The sequence below is a fragment of the Candidatus Methylomirabilota bacterium genome (assembly GCA_035936835.1).
Lineage (GTDB): Bacteria > Methylomirabilota > Methylomirabilia > Rokubacteriales > CSP1-6 > AR37.
Map to the genome: position 1 here is coordinate 25,491 of DASYVT010000068.1, position 20,557 is coordinate 46,047.

22 protein-coding genes and 1 pseudogene are annotated in these 20,557 nt (G+C 69.0%); 12 read left to right on the top strand and 11 right to left on the bottom strand.

Going from position 1 to position 20,557, the window contains the following annotated elements; all coding sequences use genetic code 11:
• Positions 1-56: 56 nt before the first annotated feature.
• The 4 genes from VGV06_05715 to glp all read right to left on the bottom strand — a co-directional run bounded on the left by VGV06_05715 (position 57) and on the right by glp (position 4,820).
• On the bottom strand, positions 57-1,616 hold the full coding sequence (locus VGV06_05715) for a metallopeptidase TldD-related protein (GenBank protein HEV2054657.1): 1,560 nt from the start codon (positions 1,614-1,616) through the stop codon (positions 57-59).
• 143 nt (positions 1,617-1,759) lie between these two features.
• Positions 1,760-2,032, bottom strand: a complete 273-nt coding sequence (locus VGV06_05720) for a rhodanese-like domain-containing protein (GenBank protein HEV2054658.1) — start codon at positions 2,030-2,032, stop codon at positions 1,760-1,762.
• Positions 2,032-3,603, bottom strand: a complete 1,572-nt coding sequence (locus VGV06_05725) for a TldD/PmbA family protein (protein HEV2054659.1) — start codon at positions 3,601-3,603, stop codon at positions 2,032-2,034. Before VGV06_05725 ends, VGV06_05720 begins: the two co-directional genes overlap by 1 nt.
• Before the next feature lie 14 nt (positions 3,604-3,617).
• On the bottom strand, positions 3,618-4,820 hold the full coding sequence (glp, locus tag VGV06_05730) for a gephyrin-like molybdotransferase Glp (protein HEV2054660.1): 1,203 nt from the start codon (positions 4,818-4,820) through the stop codon (positions 3,618-3,620).
• A gap of 84 nt (positions 4,821-4,904) precedes the next feature.
• Between glp and VGV06_05735 the strand changes: the two genes are divergently transcribed.
• The 6 genes from VGV06_05735 (at position 4,905) to VGV06_05760 (ending at position 9,264) form a co-directional block, all read left to right on the top strand.
• The gene (locus tag VGV06_05735) at positions 4,905-5,477 is read left to right on the top strand and encodes an RDD family protein (protein ID HEV2054661.1); all 573 of its coding nucleotides are present in this window, start codon (positions 4,905-4,907) and stop codon (positions 5,475-5,477) included.
• A gap of 25 nt (positions 5,478-5,502) precedes the next feature.
• On the top strand, positions 5,503-6,162 hold the full coding sequence (locus VGV06_05740; GenBank protein ID HEV2054662.1) for a DUF309 domain-containing protein: 660 nt from the start codon (positions 5,503-5,505) through the stop codon (positions 6,160-6,162).
• A gap of 78 nt (positions 6,163-6,240) precedes the next feature.
• Positions 6,241-6,786, top strand: a complete 546-nt coding sequence (locus VGV06_05745) for a hypothetical protein (GenBank protein ID HEV2054663.1) — start codon at positions 6,241-6,243, stop codon at positions 6,784-6,786.
• A gap of 27 nt (positions 6,787-6,813) precedes the next feature.
• Positions 6,814-7,608 (top strand): short-chain dehydrogenase/reductase, encoded by a 795-nt coding sequence (locus tag VGV06_05750; GenBank protein ID HEV2054664.1) that lies wholly within the window; start codon positions 6,814-6,816, stop codon positions 7,606-7,608.
• Positions 7,609-7,865: 257 nt separating this feature from the next.
• Positions 7,866-8,210 carry an RNA-binding protein gene (locus VGV06_05755; GenBank protein HEV2054665.1) on the top strand — a complete coding sequence of 115 codons (345 nt, stop codon included), beginning with the start codon at positions 7,866-7,868 and terminating at the stop codon, positions 8,208-8,210.
• A gap of 73 nt (positions 8,211-8,283) precedes the next feature.
• Positions 8,284-9,264: a radical SAM protein gene (locus tag VGV06_05760; protein ID HEV2054666.1), complete on the top strand. Its 981-nt coding sequence runs from the start codon at positions 8,284-8,286 to the stop codon at positions 9,262-9,264.
• On the opposite strand, the gene VGV06_05765 is transcribed toward VGV06_05760, so the two are convergent.
• The 3 genes and pseudogenes from VGV06_05765 to VGV06_05775 form a co-directional block, all read right to left on the bottom strand.
• Positions 9,250-11,514, bottom strand: a complete 2,265-nt coding sequence (locus VGV06_05765) for a DNA polymerase domain-containing protein (GenBank protein HEV2054667.1) — start codon at positions 11,512-11,514, stop codon at positions 9,250-9,252. The genes VGV06_05760 and VGV06_05765 overlap by 15 nt on opposite strands.
• A 15-nt stretch (positions 11,515-11,529) precedes the next feature.
• Complete coding sequence (locus VGV06_05770) at positions 11,530-12,015, bottom strand: tetratricopeptide repeat protein (GenBank protein HEV2054668.1); 486 nt, start codon at positions 12,013-12,015, stop codon at positions 11,530-11,532.
• A gap of 10 nt (positions 12,016-12,025) precedes the next feature.
• Positions 12,026-12,577, bottom strand: a pseudogene (locus VGV06_05775) (DsbA family protein).
• Between the two features lie 144 nt (positions 12,578-12,721).
• On the opposite strand from VGV06_05775, the gene VGV06_05780 reads away from it, so the two are divergent.
• The 6 genes from VGV06_05780 (at position 12,722) to VGV06_05805 (ending at position 18,439) form a co-directional block, all read left to right on the top strand.
• Positions 12,722-13,579, top strand: a complete 858-nt coding sequence (locus VGV06_05780; GenBank protein HEV2054669.1) for a dienelactone hydrolase family protein — start codon at positions 12,722-12,724, stop codon at positions 13,577-13,579.
• A gap of 57 nt (positions 13,580-13,636) precedes the next feature.
• Positions 13,637-14,545, top strand: a complete 909-nt coding sequence (locus VGV06_05785; GenBank protein HEV2054670.1) for a S1C family serine protease — start codon at positions 13,637-13,639, stop codon at positions 14,543-14,545.
• A 12-nt stretch (positions 14,546-14,557) separates the two neighbouring features.
• Positions 14,558-15,352, top strand: a complete 795-nt coding sequence (locus VGV06_05790) for an SDR family oxidoreductase (GenBank protein HEV2054671.1) — start codon at positions 14,558-14,560, stop codon at positions 15,350-15,352.
• 8 nt (positions 15,353-15,360) lie between these two features.
• Positions 15,361-16,164, top strand: a complete 804-nt coding sequence (locus VGV06_05795) for a YihY/virulence factor BrkB family protein (protein ID HEV2054672.1) — start codon at positions 15,361-15,363, stop codon at positions 16,162-16,164.
• A gap of 75 nt (positions 16,165-16,239) precedes the next feature.
• Positions 16,240-17,439 carry a CoA transferase gene (locus tag VGV06_05800; GenBank protein ID HEV2054673.1) on the top strand — a complete coding sequence of 400 codons (1,200 nt, stop codon included), beginning with the start codon at positions 16,240-16,242 and terminating at the stop codon, positions 17,437-17,439.
• A gap of 82 nt (positions 17,440-17,521) precedes the next feature.
• Complete coding sequence (locus tag VGV06_05805; protein ID HEV2054674.1) at positions 17,522-18,439, top strand: SDR family NAD(P)-dependent oxidoreductase; 918 nt, start codon at positions 17,522-17,524, stop codon at positions 18,437-18,439.
• Here the strand turns inward: VGV06_05805 and VGV06_05810 are convergent.
• Genes VGV06_05810 through VGV06_05825 form a run of 4 tightly spaced genes read right to left on the bottom strand, consistent with a single transcriptional unit; the run spans position 18,417 to position 20,413 of the window.
• The gene (locus tag VGV06_05810; GenBank protein HEV2054675.1) at positions 18,417-19,598 is read right to left on the bottom strand and encodes a site-specific integrase; all 1,182 of its coding nucleotides are present in this window, start codon (positions 19,596-19,598) and stop codon (positions 18,417-18,419) included. The two genes, VGV06_05805 and VGV06_05810, sit on opposite strands and share 23 nt — an antisense overlap.
• Positions 19,595-19,804 (bottom strand): helix-turn-helix transcriptional regulator, encoded by a 210-nt coding sequence (locus tag VGV06_05815; GenBank protein HEV2054676.1) that lies wholly within the window; start codon positions 19,802-19,804, stop codon positions 19,595-19,597. The genes VGV06_05810 and VGV06_05815 overlap by 4 nt, the downstream gene beginning before the upstream one ends.
• A gap of 59 nt (positions 19,805-19,863) precedes the next feature.
• Positions 19,864-20,217: a hypothetical protein gene (locus tag VGV06_05820; protein HEV2054677.1), complete on the bottom strand. Its 354-nt coding sequence runs from the start codon at positions 20,215-20,217 to the stop codon at positions 19,864-19,866.
• A 7-nt stretch (positions 20,218-20,224) separates the two neighbouring features.
• Entirely contained in the window at positions 20,225-20,413 is a 189-nt protein-coding gene (locus VGV06_05825) for a hypothetical protein (GenBank protein HEV2054678.1), read from the bottom strand.
• Positions 20,414-20,557 lie beyond the last annotated feature (144 nt).

Below are 20,557 nucleotides of genomic sequence, written 5' to 3' on the forward strand. Positions count from 1 at the left end.
CCGAGGGCGCCAACGAAGCAGATGGGCCCTTATCGGCGGCCTGCGGGCGGCGGCCGTCAGCCCAGTGCCTCCATGAAGCCGGCGATGGCGTCCACGTGGACGCCGGTGACACCGATCTCCGGCGTGTAGACTACCTCGTCGGCCCCCCAGACGACGGTGCCTCTCACATCCTTGGTGACGCCCGCGACGCTCGCGAGCAGCCGCGTGATGTTGTCGTTGATGCGCACGGTGTTGGCCTTGAGCGGCGCTGCGAGCCGGCCGTCGCGGATGATGAAGGAGTCGCCCACCACGGTGCACGTGAAGTCTCCCGCGCGGAGCCCGTTGATTGGGTACGTGTACCAGATGCGGCCGACGTAGAGGCCGTGGCGCACGCTGCGAATCAGTTCTTCGATCGAGACCGGCTCGGCGCCTTCGACGACGATGTTGGAGGCGGCGGTCTCGGCCTGGGCGGCGAAGGCGCGCCCGCCGCTTCCGGAAAATCGGAACCCGTTGCGGGCCACGAGCGCCGGCGCGGCGGCGGCTGCCCCCACGCCGAGCTTCTCCTTGATCGCGGGGTCGTGGAGCAGGCGCTGGGCCGCGTACCAGCTGGTGAGCGCGCCCGTGAGGACGCCGTCCTTGATCAGCTCGGTGCGTCCCGTCGGGAGCCCCTCGCAGGTGATGCCCTTGGAGCCCAGGAGCCCTGGGGCCGCGCCGTGGTCGTAGACGCTCAGGCGCGGGGAGGCGACCGGCTTGCCGAGCTTGCCCAGGAACGGCGTGCTCGACGAGTAGAACGCGCCCGCGTGGCACGAGGGCACGACGAGGTTGTTCATGAGATCGGCTACCGGTTGCCGGCCGAAGACGACCGTGTACTCGCCAGAAGCCACCCGCTCCCCGCCTATAGCGTCGATGGCCCGGTGCGCCGCGTCTGCTCCGGACTCTTCAGTAAGATGCTCCAGGCGCGTCGCGGTGGACCACCCGGAGCCCTTGGCGTCCTGCGCTTCGACCATGCCCGTGACGAAGCTGGTGAGCAGCGTCGAGACATCGGTCTGCGGCTCGGGCATCGACGTCGAGGCGATGGCGATGGACTCCTGGACGATCGTGACGTCGCCGCCCAGGATGAGCCCGAGAGCCCGCAGCCCCGCCTCACTGCCGGCAAGCTCGGCGAGCTTCGATGAGGCGAGAAAGGCGCTCAGTCCGCCCTGCAGCACCTTCCATCCGGCGCCGACCAGCTGCGCGTCGCTGATGTCCAGCAGGGCGGGGTCGTGGTAGTCCATGAGCTCGCGCCGCGCCGCGCCCGGTTTCGGGAAAGAGCGGAACTCGGGGTCGCGCACCGCCCCCTGGCGCGCCTTGGCGAGGGCGCGCTCGACCCCGGTCTGCGAGAGATCGCTGGGCTCCGACCCGAAGCCGAGCAGGGTTCCCTCGGGGGACTCGAGGGCGACCTGGATCCCGATGCCATAGCTCTCCCGGCTCTTGGGCTCCTCGACGCCGTTGCAGGGGATATGGGAGGTGTAGTTGAGGCGCGTCAGGAGCGTGCGGTTGTCGGCGGCGAAGACCTCGGCTTCCCTCACGCCGGCCTGCGCCTGCACGAAGGCGAGGGCGTCCTGTACCGCGCGGGCGAGTAGGGTGGAATCGGGCACTACTGCTGCCGGACCGCCGTCACGGCCGTCGGGTACCTCTTCTTGTGCCAGCCCGGGAGGCCCTCGTCGAGGATCAGCATGTTCCGGTAGCCGGCTGTGTACAGGATCTCGTTGGCCCCCCGGGCCAGCGCGTGTGGGCAGGCTCAGTAGAGAGCGATGAACTCCGTGCGCGAGATCTCGGCGAGGCGCGCGGGCATCGTGTCGAGTGGGATGTTGATCGCGCCCTTGATGTGGAGGTCGTCGTACTGGGCCTTTTCGCGGACGTCGATGAACGTGATGCGCTCACGCCTATCGACGAGCGCCTTGGCCTCGTCCACCGAGATGAACTTCTCGGGGACTTCCGGGTTCCCGGCCGGCGCCGGCGCGGCCCACGCCATGGCGGATGCGACAAGGAGAATGGTAACGAGACGCCTCATCAGGCCTGCCCTCCTGTGATGACGGCGCGGCTCCGCATGGTCGGGCCGCCGTTGCCGAGCCTCTTGGTTTGCATGGGCTGTCCTTTGCCGCAATTGGGGATGGGGTAGAGGCGGAAGTCGCGTCCGACGGCGTCCACCTTCATGAGGTAGTCGCGGCTGTCGGCCATGATGCCGCCGTCCCGGTACAGCCGGCCGAGACGGCCGTGTTCGATCTCGTAGACCTTGCGCGCCGAGATGCGGAAGTTCTCCCGGCTCTCGGCGATCGACGGCGTCTTGTGGCCGACAAGGTAGAAGCCGTGGTCGACCTCGCTGATGATGTCCGCCGGGTCGCGGTCGCCGCCGCCGAAGACGGTCGTCGACATGCGGATCAGCGGAATCAATGGTGCCTCCGTCGCCTTCCAGTGCCCGTTGGGCTCGTCGCCGAAGATGGCGGCCGTCTGGCGGCTGTTCATGAAGCCCCGGAAGATGCCCTCGTCGATGTGGGTCACACGCTTGGCCGGCGTCCCCTCGTCGTCGTACTTGTAGTGGCCGTAGCCCGGCAGGGCGGGGTCCGAGTACGCGGTGACGAGCGGCGAGGCGACTCGCTTGCCGACCTGGGTGTCGTCGAGCCCGCGCAGCAGCCACGAGCGGCCGGCATAGGCGGTTTCCATCTTGAGGCTCCGGTCCAGCTCGACGGGATGGCCGATGATCTCGTGGGACACGAGGGTGTTGTAGTGGGGGTCGGTGACCACGGTCACCTCGGCGTCGAGCGAGGGCAGGGCCGGCGCCCGGCAGAGCTCGACCGCCTCGAGCGCGATGGCGAGGGCGAAGTCGGAGAATGGCGGGAATGACATCAGCGGGTCGTCCACGCCGGTCAATAGGATTTCCCAGCCGCGCTGGTGGCCGAGGACGTCGTAGATCGCCTGGCTGTTGCCGTCTCCGTTGGCGATGACGTAGCACATGCCCTGCGTCAGCGCGATCGCCTGATCGATGAGCGCGCCCTCGGAGGAGGCGAAGAGCTCGCGCGCGAGCTGCGTCATGGCGGAGATGTAGTTGTAGCCGAGGGCCACATGCGTCGCCTTGACCTGGCGCGAGATCTCCCGGGTGAACCGGACCATCTCGCCCAGGTCGACGGTCCTTGGATCTGTCTGGTATACGGCCGGCACCACGTCCTGGCACACGCGAACCGGGTGCAGGCGCGTATCGGTGAGGGACTCGCCGAGCGCGCCGAACTTTTCGCGCGCCTGTGTCTTCCAATCGGCATTGGCCATGGCCCGGCGGTAGGCGGCGTCGAGCCCCTCGTCGAGGATTCGCTCGAGGCGCGGGATGTCGGCCTCGCCGAGTCCGCGCCCGAAGTAGCCCGGCGCGGCCATGCCGTCGCCCGCCAGCACACGGACACCGAAGCCCAGGGTCGCGTCCTCGCCGGCGGCCTTGGCATCGCCGTTTTCCGCGGACGCGTATTTGCCCTGGATCGCTTCGAGACGGATGTCGGCGTAGCGGAGGTGTGCGCGCGACCGGGCGCGAGAGGTGACCATGTCGCGCACCATGGGCGCCACCTGCTGGATGAGATCGATGCTGATCGAGGCGGTCATGGGCGGGATCGGGTTCAGAGGGGCTGGAAGGGCTCGACCCAGACCGGCTCGCCCGCGGAGACGTCGCCCCGCTCCTCCTCGATGACGACGAAGCAGTTGGCGGCGGTCATCGAGCTCAGGATACCCGAGCCTTGGGGGCCCGTGGTGCGCACCTCCCAGCGGTCGTGGGCATACGTCAGGATGCCGCGCTTGAACTCGCGCCGGCCGGTCTTCTTCGACATGGGCTCGACCGCCGTGGCGCGGAACGGCTGCACAAAGAGCTCGCGTCGCCCGGCGAGCTTCCACAGCGCGGGGCGGACGAAGAGGTGGAAGGTGAGCATGGAGGCGACTGGATTGCCCGGCAGGCCGAAGAAGTGCGCGCTTCCGATGCTGCCGACGGCGAGCGGCCGCCCCGGCTGCATGGCGACCTGCCAGAAGTCGATCCCCCCCGCCTGCTGGAGCACGGCCTTGACGAGATCGTAGTCGCCGACGGAGACACCCCCCGAGGTCAGGACCACGTCGGCGTGCTCGGCCGCACGGAGCAGGCGGGCGTGGAGCTCGTCGAACTGGTCGGGCACGATGCCGTCGTCCACCGCGGTCGCGCCCGCGCCCTCGACGAGGCCGCGAAGCGAGAACCGGTTCGAGTCGTAGATCTGCCCCGGCTTGCGGACGCTCCCCGGCTCGGCGACCTCGTCTCCCGTGGAGAGGATGGCCACGCGCGGCTTCCTGCGCACGAGGAGCTGGGCCAGGCCGAGGGACGCGGCAATGCCGATCTCCTGCGGGCGGAGCACGCCGCCTGCCGGCAGCACCACCGTGCCCGCCTGCACGTCCTCGCCGCGACGGCGGGTGTTCGCGCCGGCCGCGAGAGGGCCGACGATCGCGCTGCCGCCGCGACGCTCGACGACTTCCTGCGGATAGACGGTGTCCGCGCCGGCGGGCATGGGCGCTCCCGTCATGATGCGGAGGGCCTGGCCCGTGCGGAGCGTGCCGGCGAAAACCGATCCCGCGGCGAGCTCAGCCACGACCTCGAGCCCGCGTGTGCCCGTGCCGGGGATATCGGTCGACGCGACGGCATAACCGTCGACGGCCGAGTTGTCGGTGGGCGGCACGTCCATCTCGGCGCGGATATCGTCGGCCAGGACGCGGCCGAGCGCCGCGGCCAGGGGCAGGAGCTCCGGCGGGGCCGCAGCGGGGATGCGATCCAGGATGTGAGCCTGGGCGTCCCGCACCGAGATCATGGCGACATTATAACGTGGGCGGAGCGACCTTGGCGTGGGGGCAACAACTGGGGCTCCCGCCACTTGTGCTAGGATACCGCCGCCATGGCGGTGACGTGTGGGCGCTGCGGCTGGCAGGGCGACGAGGCGCGTTACTGCGCGCGATGCGGCGCCGACTTGGGCGCGCCCTCCGCCGCTCCGCCAGCGTCGTTTTCGCGGCCGCCTCGGAGAGCGCCCGCGCCGGGTTTCGCGCCCGTCACCGCCGCGACCCGGCCCGCCGGCTTCTGGATCCGCTTCGTCGCGGTCATGATCGACGGCGTCGTCCTTCTCGTCGCCCAGGGCATTCTCTTCGGCGCGGGCTGGATGATGTTGGGCGGTGGCATGAACGCCGGGATGCTTGTCAGGGGCACGACAAGCCTCTTCAGCTCGATCATCGGCGCGGGGTACAGCATCGTCTTCCACTGGACGTGGGGCCAGACGCTCGGCAAGATGGCGCTCCAGATCCGGGTGGTCAGCATGAACGGCGGACCGCTGTCTTTCGGCCAGTCTGTCGGCCGTTATTTCGCGACCTTCCTGTCTGCCCTCATCCTCGGGATCGGCTTCATCATGGCCGGCGTCCGCGCCGACAAGCGGGCGCTGCACGATCTGCTGGCCGGCACCCGGGTCGAACACATCTAGCCGTTCTCGCTCCAGGATCGTGCCCATGCCGCTGCCGCTGCCGCTCAGGAATTGCTTGGCCGGGTTGATCCTGGATGCGCTCCATGACAGTGGCGCGCGCCGCGGGCTGGAGGCCGTCGCGGCGGTTTGCGCCGACCCGGGAGCGCTCGAGGGACCGGGCGTGCTGCCCGAGCCGTTCCCGCGGGAGATTTTCGAGCGCCGGGACGGCGGCTGGCGGCTCAAGAGCGGTTTCAAAGGCCACGAGAGCGAGTTCGCGGAGCGCGCCGAGCGCGCCCGGCGGCTGCTGCACCTGCGGCCCTTCGACGCCGAGGACCCGCCGCTGGGAGTCGCGCTGGTCGCCGCGGCGCTGCTCTTCCACGCGCATCTCTACTTCGAGGTCCACGAGCTCCTCGAGCCCTACTGGCTGCGCGCCGAGGGCGGTGACCGCGAGGCGCTTCAGGGCCTGATACAGGTGGCCGTGGGCTTCCAACACTTGGCCAACGGCAATGTCAGCGGTGCGCGCGCCCTGCTGCACGATGGCTGCGGGCGCGTCCTCGAGCGGACGCTTGCCGGCGTGCCGCTGGATCCGTTCGGGCGGGCGCTCCAGCGCACCCTCGACCGCGTGCTGTCCCTCGGCGAAGACGCGCCGCGTGGTTTCGACTGGAACGACGTGCCCCGCTTTCCCGTCAGGACCTCCAGTGGCTGAGACGCGGGCAGTGGCTGAGACGCGGGCGGTGGCTGAGGAGCGGGCCGGCAGGCGTCGCCCAGGGTCACGGAGGTAGCCATGGGGAGGCTCTACTTGGTCGCCGACGGTGGGGAGATCGCGAGGCGGCGGCCGCTCGTGGCGGCGGGGCGCCTGGTCGAGGCCTGGCCCGATCTGCACACGAAGGGCGAGTTCTGGATGGGAGAGGGCGCAAAGACGCTCCTGGACGCGACGGGCGAGCGGCTGCAGGCGAAGCTCGAGCTCGATCCCGCGTCCGTACCCGTGTATTACGGCCCGCGGCTCTGTGATGTCGAGTCGCTGCCCGCGGAGGAATCGCTGCAGACACGCGCGCTGTCCGCACGCGGCATCGCGGTGGCGTGGGTCACGATGGACCGCTTCGGGGAGCGGGCGCAGTACGAGCCCAAGTCGCCGGTGGACCCCGTGTTCTACCTGAGACGGCCCGGCGGCAAGGCCGCCCACGTCTGGCGTCTCTTCCAGTCGAGGGCGGAGGCGCTGGTCTACATGGCCGAGTACTTCGGCAATGATCCTGAGGGTCGGCAGTGGGCCGAGGGGCTCGCCGCGGCCACCTGGGAAGAGATGATCGAGCGCTATGCGACCCATCACTAGCAAGACAGCGGAGGCGATCGAATAGCCATGGAACTCGGCCTCAAGGGCAAGACCGTTCTCGTCACCGGAGGCAGCAAGGGCATAGGCCGCGCGACGGCGCGCGCGATGGCGGCTGAGGGCGCCCGCGTCATGATCTGCTCGCGGAGCGCGCCCGCTCTCGAGGAGGCCGCCGGCGCCATCCGGCGCGAGACCGGGCAGGCCGTCGAAATCGTCGCCGCCGATCTGAGCCGGCTCGAAGGCGTCGAGAGCGCCGCCGCGGCGGCCATCCAGCGTCTCGGACGGCTCGACGTCCTCGTCAACAATGCGGGCGCGATCAAGGGCGGTGATTTCCTCGCCATTCCTGACGCCGAATGGATCACGGGATGGAGTCTCAAGCTCCTGGGCTATATCCGCATGGCGCGGACGGTCCTTCCGCAGATGCGGACGCAGGGCGGGGGACGCATCGTCAACGTGGTCGGCATGGCGGCGCGCAACCCCGCGACGACCTACATGATGGGCGGCGCCGCCAACGCCGCGCTCATCAACTTCACCAAGGCCCTTGCCGATCTCGGCGCGCCGTCCAACATCCTCGTGACGGCGGTTTCGCCGGGCCCCGTCAAAACGGATCGCTGGGACAGCCTCCAGCGCCAGCAGGCCGCCGCCGCCGGCAAGGACCTCGAGACCTTCGTGAAGGAGCAGAACCGGAACTTCCCGCTCGGGCGCATCGCGCTGCCCGAAGAGGTCGCGGACCTGGTGTGCTTCCTGGCCTCGGACCGCGCGTCCTTCCTCACGGGCATCGCCATCACGGTCGACGGCGGGATGAGCCGGGGGGTCTACCTCTAGGCCGAAGGCGTCCAATCCAGCCGGATTTGCGCGATCCAACCGGGAAAGGCCTCGTGAAACTAAGAACATTCACCTGTTCAACTATGCGAACTTGTTCTTGACACCCGGTAGGCGCGTCAGTAGGGTATGCCCACGTAAAATGGGCTTGGGTCGTCGGCCCATGGTTGCGGACGCGTTTTACGGGGAGCGATCCCCATGCGCCGCCGGTGAGCCGGGGAGAGTGCCCCTTCGGTCCTGATCGCGGCAGGAGGCCAGCGATGCCCGCAAAGCTGTTTGTCGGGAACCTCTCCTTCCAGGCCACGGAAGAGGACCTCCGGGAGCTCTTCCAGCAGGCCGGCACGGTCGAATCGGTGCGCATCGTCACCGATCAGTTCACGGGGCGTCCGCGAGGCTTCGGGTTCGTCGAGATGGCGACCAAGGAGGAAGCCGCCAAGGCGGTCGAGATGCTCAACGGCCGGCTCTTCCGCGATCGCAACCTCGTCGTGGACGAGGCGCGGCCCCAGCCCCAGCGTGGGGCTGGTGGCGGCGGCCCGCGCGGCGGCGGCGGTGGCGGGCCGCGCGGCGCTGGGCCGGGAGGCGGCGGGGGAAACTGGCGCCGGTAACGAAGACCAGGCCCCGGGGCGAGAGTCCTGGGGCCTTTTTCAAGGGATCTTATGCTAATCATATGGTGATGTCGTGAACAAGCCCGGAGTACCCGCGCCGGGGTTCATCAAGCGGATCGGCCCCGTCATCGACGAGCGGCGCGCCGTGGAATTCCGGCCGCTTGAGAGCTCGGAGCTCGTAAACCGTTTGAGCAATCCGCGGCTGCCCTTTGGTTGGACAGTCAACCCTTTCCGCGGCTGCGAGTTCGGCTGTCGATACTGCTATGCCAGGCCGACGCACGGCTATCTGGGTCACACCGACCCTGCCGAGTTCGAGACGCGGATCTACGTGAAGCAGGCCGACGAGGCGAAGCTCCGCTCGCGCTTGAAGCGCGCGCGGGAGAGCGGCGAGGAAGTAGCCATAGGAGCGGCAACGGACCCCTACCAGCCGGCCGAATCGCGCTTCGGGGTCACGCGGCGGGTGCTCGAAAGCGTCGAGCGGGTGCCCGGCCTGCGGGTCGGCATCACCACGAAGTCTCCGGCCATCACGCGCGACATGGACCTGCTCCGGCGGATCGCGGCGGCGGGAGAGCTCGTGGTCAATATCTCGCTCACCTCGCTCGACGCGGCCCTCCTCCGTCGCATCGAACCCCGCGCCCCGCGTCCCGATCTCCGTCTCGGGGCCATGGCGGCGCTGACGGCGGCAGGCGTCCCGGCCCGACTCTTTGCCATGCCGGTGCTGCCGTTCCTGACCGACCGCGCGGTCGCGCTGCGGGCGCTCTTCGCCGCGGCGCGCACCGCCGGAGCGCGAGAGGCCATTTGGAACGTCCTCTTCCTCCGCGGCGAGACCCACGGGTTCTTCCTCGACTTCATCGCTCGCGAGTTTCCCCGGCTCCTGCCGCGGTACCGCGCGCTGTACGCGGGCGGGGCCACGGCGGAGGCCAGCTACCGTGAGCGCGTGGAGGGGATGGCGGCGCGCGTGGCCCTCGAGGCGGGCTTCCCGGGACGGAGCCGGGCGGACCGGATCGCCGCCGAGCGACCCGCCCGGCCGCGTCAGCTGCTACTCGAGTGGTAGCTGGGCCGGGCCCTCGGGTAGGCCCTCGCCCGCGGGGGCGAGGCCATCCTGCTCGATGAGCGGGCGGAATTTCTCGTAGAGATCGTCGAGCTTGGCGAGGTAGTAGGCGGTGTTCTCGTCCGGAGCCGCGGGATTCCATTCGGCGGCGAGCTTGGCCGCCTCGTTGACTTTCACGCGCTTTCCCTCGCCGGCGACGTAATAGGAAACCTGGTCGCCCGCCTGGTACGGCCGCTCCGAGCGAAGCGCCAGCTCGTAGGCGGCCGAGACGTTGCGCTTTCTGTCGCGGAGCTTGTCCTGGTAGCCGGCGGGTGACTCCTGGAGCGTCTCCGTTTTCATGAACTGCTTGACCGGCACGCGGTGGGCCTCAAAGTCCTCCTGCCAGCGCTTGACGAGGGCGGGGATCTCATCGCGTCGCCCCGTCAGCAGCAGCCGGAACATCTCCTCCAGCCACAGGCGTTGGAAGAGCTCGATGCCGCGTGAGCGCAGCCCCGAGCCCTTGACCAGGAGCTTGCCGCGGTGGTCGAGCAGGACGTAGTTCTTCATCTTGTAGGAGAGCATGGCCTCGTAGCGGCCCCCGAGCTCGAGCTGGATGCCGGGCGGCAGCACGCGCTCGAGCTCGGCGATGAGGGTCTCCTCGTCCCTCCCGGCAGGCGGGACGAAGTAGAGGCCGTCGGTGTCCACCTCTATGACCGACGCGCCCAATTCGCCGAGACGCTCCACGAGCGACATGACCAGCGCGCGCCCTTCCCCGGTGACGCGGTTGGCGGCGTCGTAGTCGTTCCAGTGCCCCTGCGAGAAGGCGAGATAGCCGTAGAAGGAGTTGATCAGGATCTTGAAGGTCTGCTGGAGGGCGCCGAGGAGCGTTCGGTCGGCCTCGGCCGGCGCCTCGCGCGCGAGCCGCTTGGCCGCCAGCCGGAACTCGCGGAGATCGCCGAGCAGCTTCGGGAAGACGCCCAGAGTGTCGCGGGCGGGCGCGATCTTCCGCGTCAGCATGAGCGACGGGTAGAGCGAAGTGACGTCGGCGTGGAGCACCGGCCGGGCCACGCCCGTGAGAAGCACCGTCGTGTAGCCTCCGGCCACGGCCTTGCCCGCCGCCGGCGCGGGCACGGCGCGACGCTGGTGCAGGTACTCGCGCATCAGGAGCCCGTCGATCTTGGTCGCGTTGCCTCGGAGCACCACTGATTCGTAGGACAGCGGCAGCGCCTGGGCCTGGACGAAGTACGGCGGCGAGAGCAGCCCCGAGAGCGCCAGCGTCTCGACCACGTCGTCGCGCGCGTAGGCCATGAGCCGTTCGGGTTCTTCCCGGAAGATGCGGGGGATGTCTTCGGGCGGCAGGTACGTGCGCTCCGGCGCCGCGATGCCGAAGTGGCGCGCGACGTCCTTGAGGCCGTAGGACTCGAGGTCGCGGGCGGCGATGTCATAGAGCTGGACGAGGATCCACGTGTCCACGATGTGACGGCCGGCGACCGCGTAGCGACGGTAGGCGATGGTGCGCTCGGCCACCTGCATGCGAGAAGGCCGGCCGGTCAGCGCCGAGCCGTCGCGCCCCCAGGCGAGCGGCACCTTGTGCCGCCGGGCGCGCGCCTCGATGTACTCGAGGTCGAAGCGGAAGATGTTGTGGCCCTCGAGCACGTCGGGGTCGCGCTCCCGGATCAGGCGTCCGCACTCCGCCAGCAGCTCGGCCTCGCTCATCAGGGCGCCGGAGAGCACCGTGGTGAAGCCCGCCGAATCGGCGATCGCGATGGCAATGATGCGGTCGGACTCGCGGGCGGCGTTGGGGAACTCGAAGCCGGGCGCCGTCGTGACTTCGATGTCCACGGCCATGCGGTGCACGTCCTCGAAGGCCATCCCGAGGAAGGACGTCCGGCCCGTGCGGAGCAGGAACTGGTGGACGGGGTCCGAGAGGAATAGATAGGGCGCGTCCGGGACTCCCGCGGTGCGACCGGAGACGCGCTGGGCGTGGTCGCGCGCCTTGAGGCAGTGGCTCCAGGCGGGGAACTCGGCCAGCCAGCGGTACGCCGCATCGCCGTCGAGGGGCACGATGGTCGCATCCCCTTTGAAGCCCGTCAGCAAGTTTGGGTCCGCGAGGAGCAGGAAGGGCCGGAAGGGCTCCTCGGTGACGCGCGCGACACCGTCGCGCGACCAGATCCGCACGGCCTCCTCGCCGGCCTCGAAGGCGACCTGCCCGGAGGTGCCTGCGCGACCGAAGAGCAGGCGGTTGTCGTAGAAGGGCAGGGGCAGGCGCGTCAATTCAGGAGACCCCCGTCAATTCAGGAGACCAATGAGGCGATGGAGCTCCCTGCGCGCCGCCGTGTAGCGCGGCTCGATGGCGATGGCGCCCTGGAGCTCGCGAATGGCTTCATGGACCTTGTGCCGGCGCACATAGATGCGCGCGAGGTTGAAGTAGGGAAAGTGCCGGGGCTCGTAGCGCGGCGCGACCTTGGCGCGCTCGAGCCACGGCATCGCTTCGTCTTCACGGCCGAGCTCGATCAAGTACGCGCCGATGTCGTTGTACGGGTTGCCGAACGTCGGGTCCACGGCGATGGCGGTCCGGCACTCCGCGATGGCGTCCTCGTGCCGGCCTTGGTGGGAAAGCGCCCAGCCGAGGAAGGTGTGGGCTTCGGCGGTCGGCTGTATCGCGATCGAACGGTGGTAGCACTCGATCGCCGCGTCGATCCGGCCGGCCATCTGCTCCTCGTAGCCGCGCTCGAAGTGCTCGCGCGCCTCCCCCGCCCACTCGCGCTCGGCCATGTCGCGCCCGCTAGGCGTCTTCGATCGCCTTGCGGTAGGTGGGCAGGTCCACGAGGCCGGTCAGCCGCCTGCCGCCCTCCACGATGATGGTCGGGATCGCGCGCACCCGGTCACGGGTCACCGCTTCCTCGTAGTCACGCGTCACGGCGTCGCGTGCCGCGCCGCTCTCCAAGTCACGGAGAAAGCGCGTCATGTCCGCGCCGGCTTCCTTGACGACACCCACCAGCTCGTCCGGCTTGGCGATATTGATGCTCCGGCCGAAGAAGGCCGCGTAGAGGAGCAGGTGGAGACGGTCGAACGCCTGAGCACCCTGGAGCTCCACGCACTTGGCCGCCTCCAGCGCCGGCAGGGACCAGTTCGGGTAGTCATCGCGGGGCCACGGCGTGTACGTGATGCCGTCGCTCGCCGCCATGGCGCCGCAGCGGCGCCACCCCTCTTCCCGGTACGTGCCCTTGAACACGACCGACGGGTCGGGCTCCGGGCGAAGCGGAAAGGCCTTCCACTGGATGACGAGGTCGTCACCCATCTCATCTTTAAGTCTCCGGAGGCGCACGGCCGCCGGGTAGCACCACGGTCAGAGGTAATCAGCGTATTCCACGATGTGCACAGGCATGGTCGCCTCCCGGAGTGATTGTACCGGGTGTGATTGTACCGCAAGGGGCGGTCACGAGGCGGACCGCGTGACGGTTGCGATATACTCCCGCGCATGACGCGAGGATCCCTCGTCGGAGTCCTTTTGTGCGCCGCCGTCGCCGGCGGCTGCGCCGGGTCCATCTCCTTCGAGAACGCGACCCCGAAGACGCCGGAGCGCGTCGAGGGGCGTCTCGTCAAGCCGGGCGGGTCCGGGCCTTTTCCCGCGCTCGTCCTTCTTCACGGCTGCCACGGCGTCTCCCCGCAGGTCTACGCCTGGGCGCGCTGGCTTGCCGACCGGGGCTACGTCGCCTTCGTTGTAGACAGCTTTGGGCCGCGCAAGGAGCCGGCGGACTGCAAGGACGACCCGAGCCCCGGCGCCATGCCCAACACCGCGCGCTTCGACGATGCGATCGGCGCCTTGCGGTATCTGCAGTCCCGGCCGTTCGTTGTTCCGGATCGGGTCGCGTCGTTCGGCTGGTCACAGGGGGGACAGTACGCCATGTCGGTCATCAACGGGCCGACCCTCGAGCGCGCCCGCGCGCGGGGGGTCCCGCTGCCGCCGGTGGGATTTGCCGCCGGCATCGCCATGTACCCGGGCGGATGCCGCGACTACGCCAAGGAGCTGGTCGTGAGACCCCTGCTCCTTCTAATCGGCGGCTCAGACGACTGGACGCCGCCCCAATACTGCCGCGAGATGGCGGCGAACGTGAGGGCGCGCGGCGCCGACGTGACGCTCGTCGAGTACAAGGGCGCCTACCACTACTTCGACGTGGTCGGCCAGCGGAAGGAGGTGCTCAAGGACATCGAGCAGCCGTTCACGCGGGGCAGCTACGGCGTGACCGTCGCGTACGATCCCGAGGCGGCGGCCGACGCCCAGCGGCAGGTCGAGGCCTTCCTGGCGCGGGTCCTCAAGGGCGCGCGGCCGCGCTGACGCCGCGTCTGCCGTTGCTCTCTCACGGCGCGGCGTGCTAGCGTGGGCGACTGATTCATGGACGCGTCGGTCGAGCTCGTCAAGCGGCTCCTGGCCTCGGTGGTGCACATCCACGCCGAGGTGCCTGCGGCCCATCCCTCCGCGCGGATACTCGGCGACGAGCGCATGGGTACCGGCATCATCGTGGACCCCTCGGGGCTCATCCTGACCGTCAACTACGTGGTCATGGGCGGCGAGACCATCCAGGTGAGCTTCGGCAAGGGGCGCTCCCAGCGGGCGGAGATCGTGGCCCAGGACTTCGAGCTCGGGCTTGCCTTGTTAAAGGTCAAGCGGACGAACCTGCCGGCGGTGCCTGTCGCGTCCTCGGATGACCTGGACCGCGGTGAGCCCGTCTTCGCGCTCGGTGCCACGGGTCCCAGGGAGCGGCGTGTGTCGGGCGGGCTCTTGACCTACCTCGGCGAGTTCGAGGCGTACTGGGAATATCTCCTCGATCGGAGCCTGGTGTCGAGCGCGGCGAATCCCGGCTTTGGCGGCGGCCCGCTGTTCACGATCACAGGGCGGATGGTCGGCGTGGTCTCGCTCAACCTGGGCGAGATCATGCGCGTGTCGCTGGCCATCCCCGGCGAGTGCTACCTGGCGAATCGCGAGGAGTACCTGCGCCACGGGCGCGCGGTCAGCCGACCGCAGCGGGCGTGGCTGGGCGTCTTCGCCCATCCGCTCGACGAGGGCGTGGTGGTGGCGGGGCTGGTGCCCAATGGGCCCGGCGCGCGCTCGGGCATTCGCGAGGGCGACGTCATCCTCTCGCTCGACGCCCACCAGGTGCCGACGCGGAAGGACCTGTACCTGTCCCTCTGGCGGCGAGGGCCGGGAGAGCGGATCGCGCTCGAGGTGATGCGCGATAACGAGCTCAAGCGGCTCGACGTGACCGGCGGCGACCGTGCGGACTTCTACAAGCAGATCTCCTGACCGGAGGGAACAGTGGACCTGGGATTGAAAGGCAAGGTGGCGCTCGTGGTGGCGGCGAGCAAGGGTATGGGCAAGGCCTCGGCCATGGGTTTCGGGGCTGAAGGCGCGCGCGTGGCCATGTGCGCGCGCGGCGAGGCCGACCTCAAGGCGGCAGCCGAGGACGTGCGCAAGCAGACGGGCGCGGAGGTGATCGCGGTCCCGGCGGACGCCAGCCGGCCAGAGGACATCGAGCGCGTCGTGGCCAAGGCGCGGGAGACGTGGGGCGGGGTGGACGTGCTGGTGGCCAACGTGGGCGGGCCGCCGCCCGGGCCGTTCGACCAGCTGAGTGACGAGCAGTGGAAGGCCGCATTCGAGCAGGTGCACCTCTCGACGGTCCGCTTCATCCGGCTGGTCCTACCCGACATGAAGAAAAAGAAGTGGGGGCGAATCCTCGCCATCCAGTCGAGTTCGGTCAAGCAGCCGGTCGATGGCCTGATCCTCTCGAACGGCATTCGGCCCGGGATTGCGGGGATGTTCAAGACGCTCGCCAACGAGCTCGCGAAGGACGGCATCACGGTCAACATGGTCCTGCCGGGGCGCATACGGACGGACCGCTTCATCGGGCATCAGAAAGACCTGGCCGCGCGCGCCGGGAAAAGCCTGGAGGAGTGGCTCGCCACGCGCTCGACGCCGGACATCCCGATGGGGCGGATCGGCACTCCCGAGGAGTTCGCCAACATGGTCGTGTTCCTCGGCTCCGAGCGAGCCTCGTACGTCACGGGATGCGTCGTGCAGGTGGACGGCGGGTTGATCAAGAGCGTGGTGTAGTCGATGTCATGAGGACGCTGCGCACCGCCATCGCGAGCTTCCGTGCGCACCGGGGATTCTTCCACGCCGCGGGGCTCGCGTTCAGCTTCCTGACGTGTCTCGTGCCCATCCTCTTCTTCATCGTCTCGCTGGCGGGCTTCGTCCTCAGCCGCAAGGCCGCGTCGGAGATGGTGCTCAAGCAGCTGTCCGAGCTGATCCCGGTCTACAGGGACGAGCTGCACACGTCCCTTACGGAGATCATCCGGCGGCGAAGCCTCTCGGGTCTCTTGGGCACGGCCGTCCTCCTGCTCTTCGCGAGCCAGCTCTTCGCATCGCTGCGGCTCGTGCTCAACGACATCTTCGGCTTCAGCCGGGGGCCGGGGCTCCTGCGCGAGATCGGGAAGGACCTGGTGCTCCTCTTCATGATGGGCGTGCTGTTCCTGGGAAGCATCGTCGTCTTCGATCTCTTCGGATGGATCCGGCTCCTGCTGATCGCGCCGGCGCAGATGCCGTCCGAATGGATCCGCTCGCTCTTCATGGCGCTCGCGCTGGGCTTCAGCACCATGCTGTTCTTCATCATGTACCGCTACTTCCCTCACCAGAGGGTATCGGCGGGCGCGGCGCTGGCGGGGGCGCTGCTGGCCGCGGTCCTGTGGGAGGCGGCGAAGCAAGGGTTCCGCTGGTACATCCTGCGAGTAGGCATCTACGACCGAATCTATGGCCCGCTGGGAGCGCTCGTGGGTCTGGGCATGTTTGCCTACTACTCAGGCATCGTGTTCATTCTGGGCGCCGAGTTCACTGAGGCGCTTAGATCGCGGAAGGACCGCGGGTAGGAGGCCGCGGCCGAAGGTTTTTTGCGTTGCGGTTGGCGTGCCGGGGCCGTGGGCCTGTGGTAGGTTGTGGCGGCCATGACTGACCCGCCCGTCCAAGCGCTCGAGGGCGTGCGCGTCCTCGAGCTGGCTCACCTGATCGCCGGCCCGACCTGCGGCATGTACCTCGCGGACATGGGCGCTGACGTCATCAAGGTCGAGTCGCGCGAGTCACCTGATGCCTCCAGGACAGTGTACGGGATCGCGCGGGCGGGTGAAGGCATCCTGCATCTCACGGTGAACCGCAACAAGCGCGCCCTCTGTCTCGACCTGGGGACGCCCCTGGGGCGCGAGGCCTTCTACCGGGTAGTCAAGACGGCGGACGTCGTCCTCGAGGGCTACCGCAACGGGGTGGCGGAGAAGCTCGGCATCGACTACGCCACGCTCCGGCCGATGAACCCGCGGCTCATCTATTGCTCCGTGTCTGCCTTCGGGCCCGAGGGGCCGTGGCGCAGCAAGCCGGGTCTCGACGCGCTGGCCCAGGCGGTCGGCGGGCTCATGGCGGTGACGGGCGAGGCGGACGGCGGCCCGGCGCTCGTCGGGGCTCCGGTGGTGGACACGATCGGAGGCCTGCTGGCGGTGCAGGGCATCCTCACGGCGTTGATCGCCCGGGGGCGAACGGGCGAGGGACAGCGGGTGGACGTCTCGCTGCTCGACGGGGTCCTGCTCTCGCACTTAGCAAGGCTGTCGGTCTTCCACGAAACGGGGGTGGCGATTCCCCGCTACGGCAGCGGACATCCGAACCTCGTACCGTACCAGGCCTTCCGCGCGCGCGACGGGTGGATCTTCCTGGCGGTCTGGAAGGACGCCACGTGGCGGCCCTTCTGCGATGTGGCCGGCCGGCCCGCGCTCGCCGACGACCCGCGCTTCGCGACACGCGCGGACCGGCTCGCGAACCGCAAGGAGCTGACGGCGCTGCTCGAGATCGCCATCGCCGAGCGAACGATCGAGGAGTGGATGGCGGCGCTCGAGCCTATCGACGTGCTCTGCGCGCCGATCAACGACTACGCTCAGCTGGTGCGGCACCCGGCGGTGCGGGCGACCCGAATGATCGTCGAGCAGGAGCACCCGCGGGCCGGGCGCTTCACGACCATGGCCCCGGCGGTCAAGCTCGAGAAGACCCCGGGCACGATACGGACGGGGGCGCCGGCCCTGGGCGAACACTCGCGCGAGATCCTAGGAGAAGCGGGCCTGGCGCCGGCCGAGCTGGACGCGCTGGCCGCCCAGGGCATCATCTGACACGTTCCCCCAAGGCATCATTGACACGTTCCCCCAAGACATTATCTAAGACGTTCCCAAGGAGGAGAGAGCTCAGATGGCGATGACTCCGATGCTCAGGGACAAGGTCGCGGTGGTGACGGGTGCGGCCCGCGGGATCGGGCGTGAGATCGCGATCCTCATGGCCCAGTACGGCGCCAAGGTGGTCGTGAACGACTACGGCGGGAGCGCCGACGGCAAAGGCGGCGAGCAAGGTCCGGCCGACGAGGTGGTCAAGGAGATCAAGGCCAAGGGCGGCCAGGCCGCGGCCAACTACGACTCGGTGTCGACCATGGCGGGCGGCCAGGCCATCATCCAGACCGCGCTCGACCGGTTCGGGGGCATCGACATCGTCGTCAACAATGCCGGCATCCTCCGGGACCGCATGATCTTCAACATGACGGAGGAGGAGTGGGACGGCGTCATCAACACGCACCTCAAGGGCGCGTTCGCCGTGACGCGGGCCGCCGTCCCGCACATGAAGGAGAAGAAGTGGGGGCGCTTGGTCAACATGACCTCCACCTCGGGGCTCGTGGGCAACGTCGGGCAGGCCAACTACGCCGCAGCCAAGCTCGGCATCGTGGGGCTGACCAAGGTGACGGCCCTCGACATGGCCCGCTACAACGTCACGGCCAACTGCATCTCGCCCTTCGCGTGGACGCGGATGATCGGGACCATCCCGACGGAGACCGAGGCGCAGAAAGCGCGTGTCGAGAAGATCAAGAAGATGGGGCCGGAGCACATCGCCCCGGTGGCGGTCTTCCTCGCGAGCGATGCCGCCAAGGAGATCTCGGGGCAGGTCTTCGGCGTGCGCGGCAAGGAGATCATGCTGTTCAACCATATGCGGCCGATCCGGAACATGCACCACGACCAGGGCTGGACGCCCGAGCGGCTGGCGGAGATGTTCCCGGGCACGCTCAAGCACCATCTGGTTCCGCTGGAGACCTCCGGACAGTACTTCAACTACGATCCGCTCGTGTGATATGGCCCGCGTTTCCAGCGACTTGCGCGGCATCTCGTTCGTGTTTGTCCGTGTTTTGTCCGTGTTCCCTGAGCGCGACGACGGCGCCCGGGGCCCGCCGATAGGCCTCCAGGCGGTCGAGCCCGCGCTGCGCGAGCTGGAGGTCGCCGATCTGGTAGCGGTGGAACACGGCCATCGTCTTGTGGCCGGTGATGTCCATCGCCGTCTTGTAGTCGTTGCCCGCGGCGATGAGATCCCGCGCCGCGGTCCGCCGGAGGTCGTGGAAGAGCTTGCCGGCCAGCCCCGCCGCTCTCGTCGCCTTCGTCCACGCCGCCCACAGCGTGTGTCGGCTGATCGGTCGGCCCGCGCGATGGAAGACCCAGGGGATGAGGCGATCGTTCTGTGCGCGCGTCCGCCATCGGCGCTCGATGAGCGCGCCGAGGTTGTTGAGCGCGCCGTCCTGGCGCCGGAGCGGGAGCAGGCGCCCCTCGCCGTTCTTGGAGTCGCCGAGGCGCAACGTTCCCCGCGCCCGGTCGACCGCGGGCCACGCCAGCGACAGGCTCTCGCTCCGCCGCCATCCCGTGAGGTAGGCGAAAGTCACCACATCCCCGTGGTCCGCGTCCAGATGCCGCAGGAGCCGCTCGATCTCGACTCGCTCGAGGAAGCCTTGGCGGGCATTCTGGACCTCGATCGCTGGGAACGGCGGCACGCTTGTCAGGCGCCCCTGGCGGCGAGCGAGGTTCAAGGCGGCTCGGAGATAGCTGAGGCGGAGCTGCACCGTCCCCCGTGCCCGCCCCGTGCTGAGCTGCTCAGCCGCCCACGCCTCGAGGCGTGCGGCGGTGACCGCGAGCACGCGGTCGGAGCCGAAGGCCCGGCGGAGATGGTTCACCACGCTCTGAATGTCGCCCGCCGCCTTGCTGCCCTTGAGACGGCAGTGCGCGAGGTAGGCGTCGAGGATCTCGTCCACGGTCGCCTTCGCCGCCGTCGGTTCAATGAACGTGCCGCGCTGGACCTCGGCGAGCCGCTGTCTGAGCGCCCGCTCGGCGTCGCGTGGTAGGACCTGCCGCGGCGGCTTCCCGACGAGCTTGGCGACCGATTCTCTGACTTCCTGCCCGTGGACGTAGTAGGCGATCGCCCAGGTGCCGTTCGCCCGCTGGTACGCGCGGCCGAAGCCCCTCATCCTCCGCCCCGCCGCACGTACACGACTTGGCGCCGGAGCCTGAGCGCCTCGAGGATCTTCGGCCCCGGTTCTCTCCGCCCCGCCAGCACGTCCGAGAGATACGCCGGCGTTACGCCCAGCGTCTCGGCGAGGGCCTGCTGTGAGCCCGCCCTCTTCGCCCGTTGCCGTAGCAGCTCCACGAGATCCACCTTGCTCAACGGCTTCATTCATGGCCTCCTCCTTCGGTAGTGTAGATACGCATGAAAGCGTATTAGTGGAAGCCATGTCAAGCCCGTTGCGCCGCCCGCTGACGGTAGGCCTCGATCGCCGCCGCGCTGAAGCGGAGGTTGCGGGTGCCGGTCTCGACGACGAGGCCCCGATAGCGCTTCCTCGCCTGTCGATAGAGCGTTGCTGGCGCGATGCCAAGGCGCCGAGCGGCCTCCTCGACCTCGAGCGGCTCGTCTTGCGCCGTCGGCGAGGCCTGCTCCGCCGGCATCGCGGCCATCGCGGTCTGGACCGCCGCCTGGGCGCGGAGCAGCCGGAACCCGAGGTCGGTGAGCACGACGCGTGGGAGCGTGCGCGCCATCTCCGGCTGATCGGCCAGATCGTCGAGCGTCGGGACCCGCACGGGCTCACTCATGTCTCGCTCACGGTTCAAGATCATTGGCCGGATCGTCGGGGTCGGTGGTGGGGCTAGACATCACCAGACGAAGGATTTCCCCTTCGTGCTGGCGCGCCGCCACCAAGAGAGCTTCGGGAAACGTGCCATCGGCCTCGATCAGCAGCTTGCCCCCAGAGGCGGTCACCCGGACGCCGGCCTTCGTCAGTAGGCTCAAGATGGACTCGGCATCGGAGCGGCGATGGCCACCCGCGGGGCCGGTGCCGTGGACATCATCTCCAGCCCGGCTAGGGCCCGGAAAAGGTCCCCCAACGTCCCCAAGGTCCCCCTGTTTCGGCTCGGAGCGGGGCGTATCTGGGGT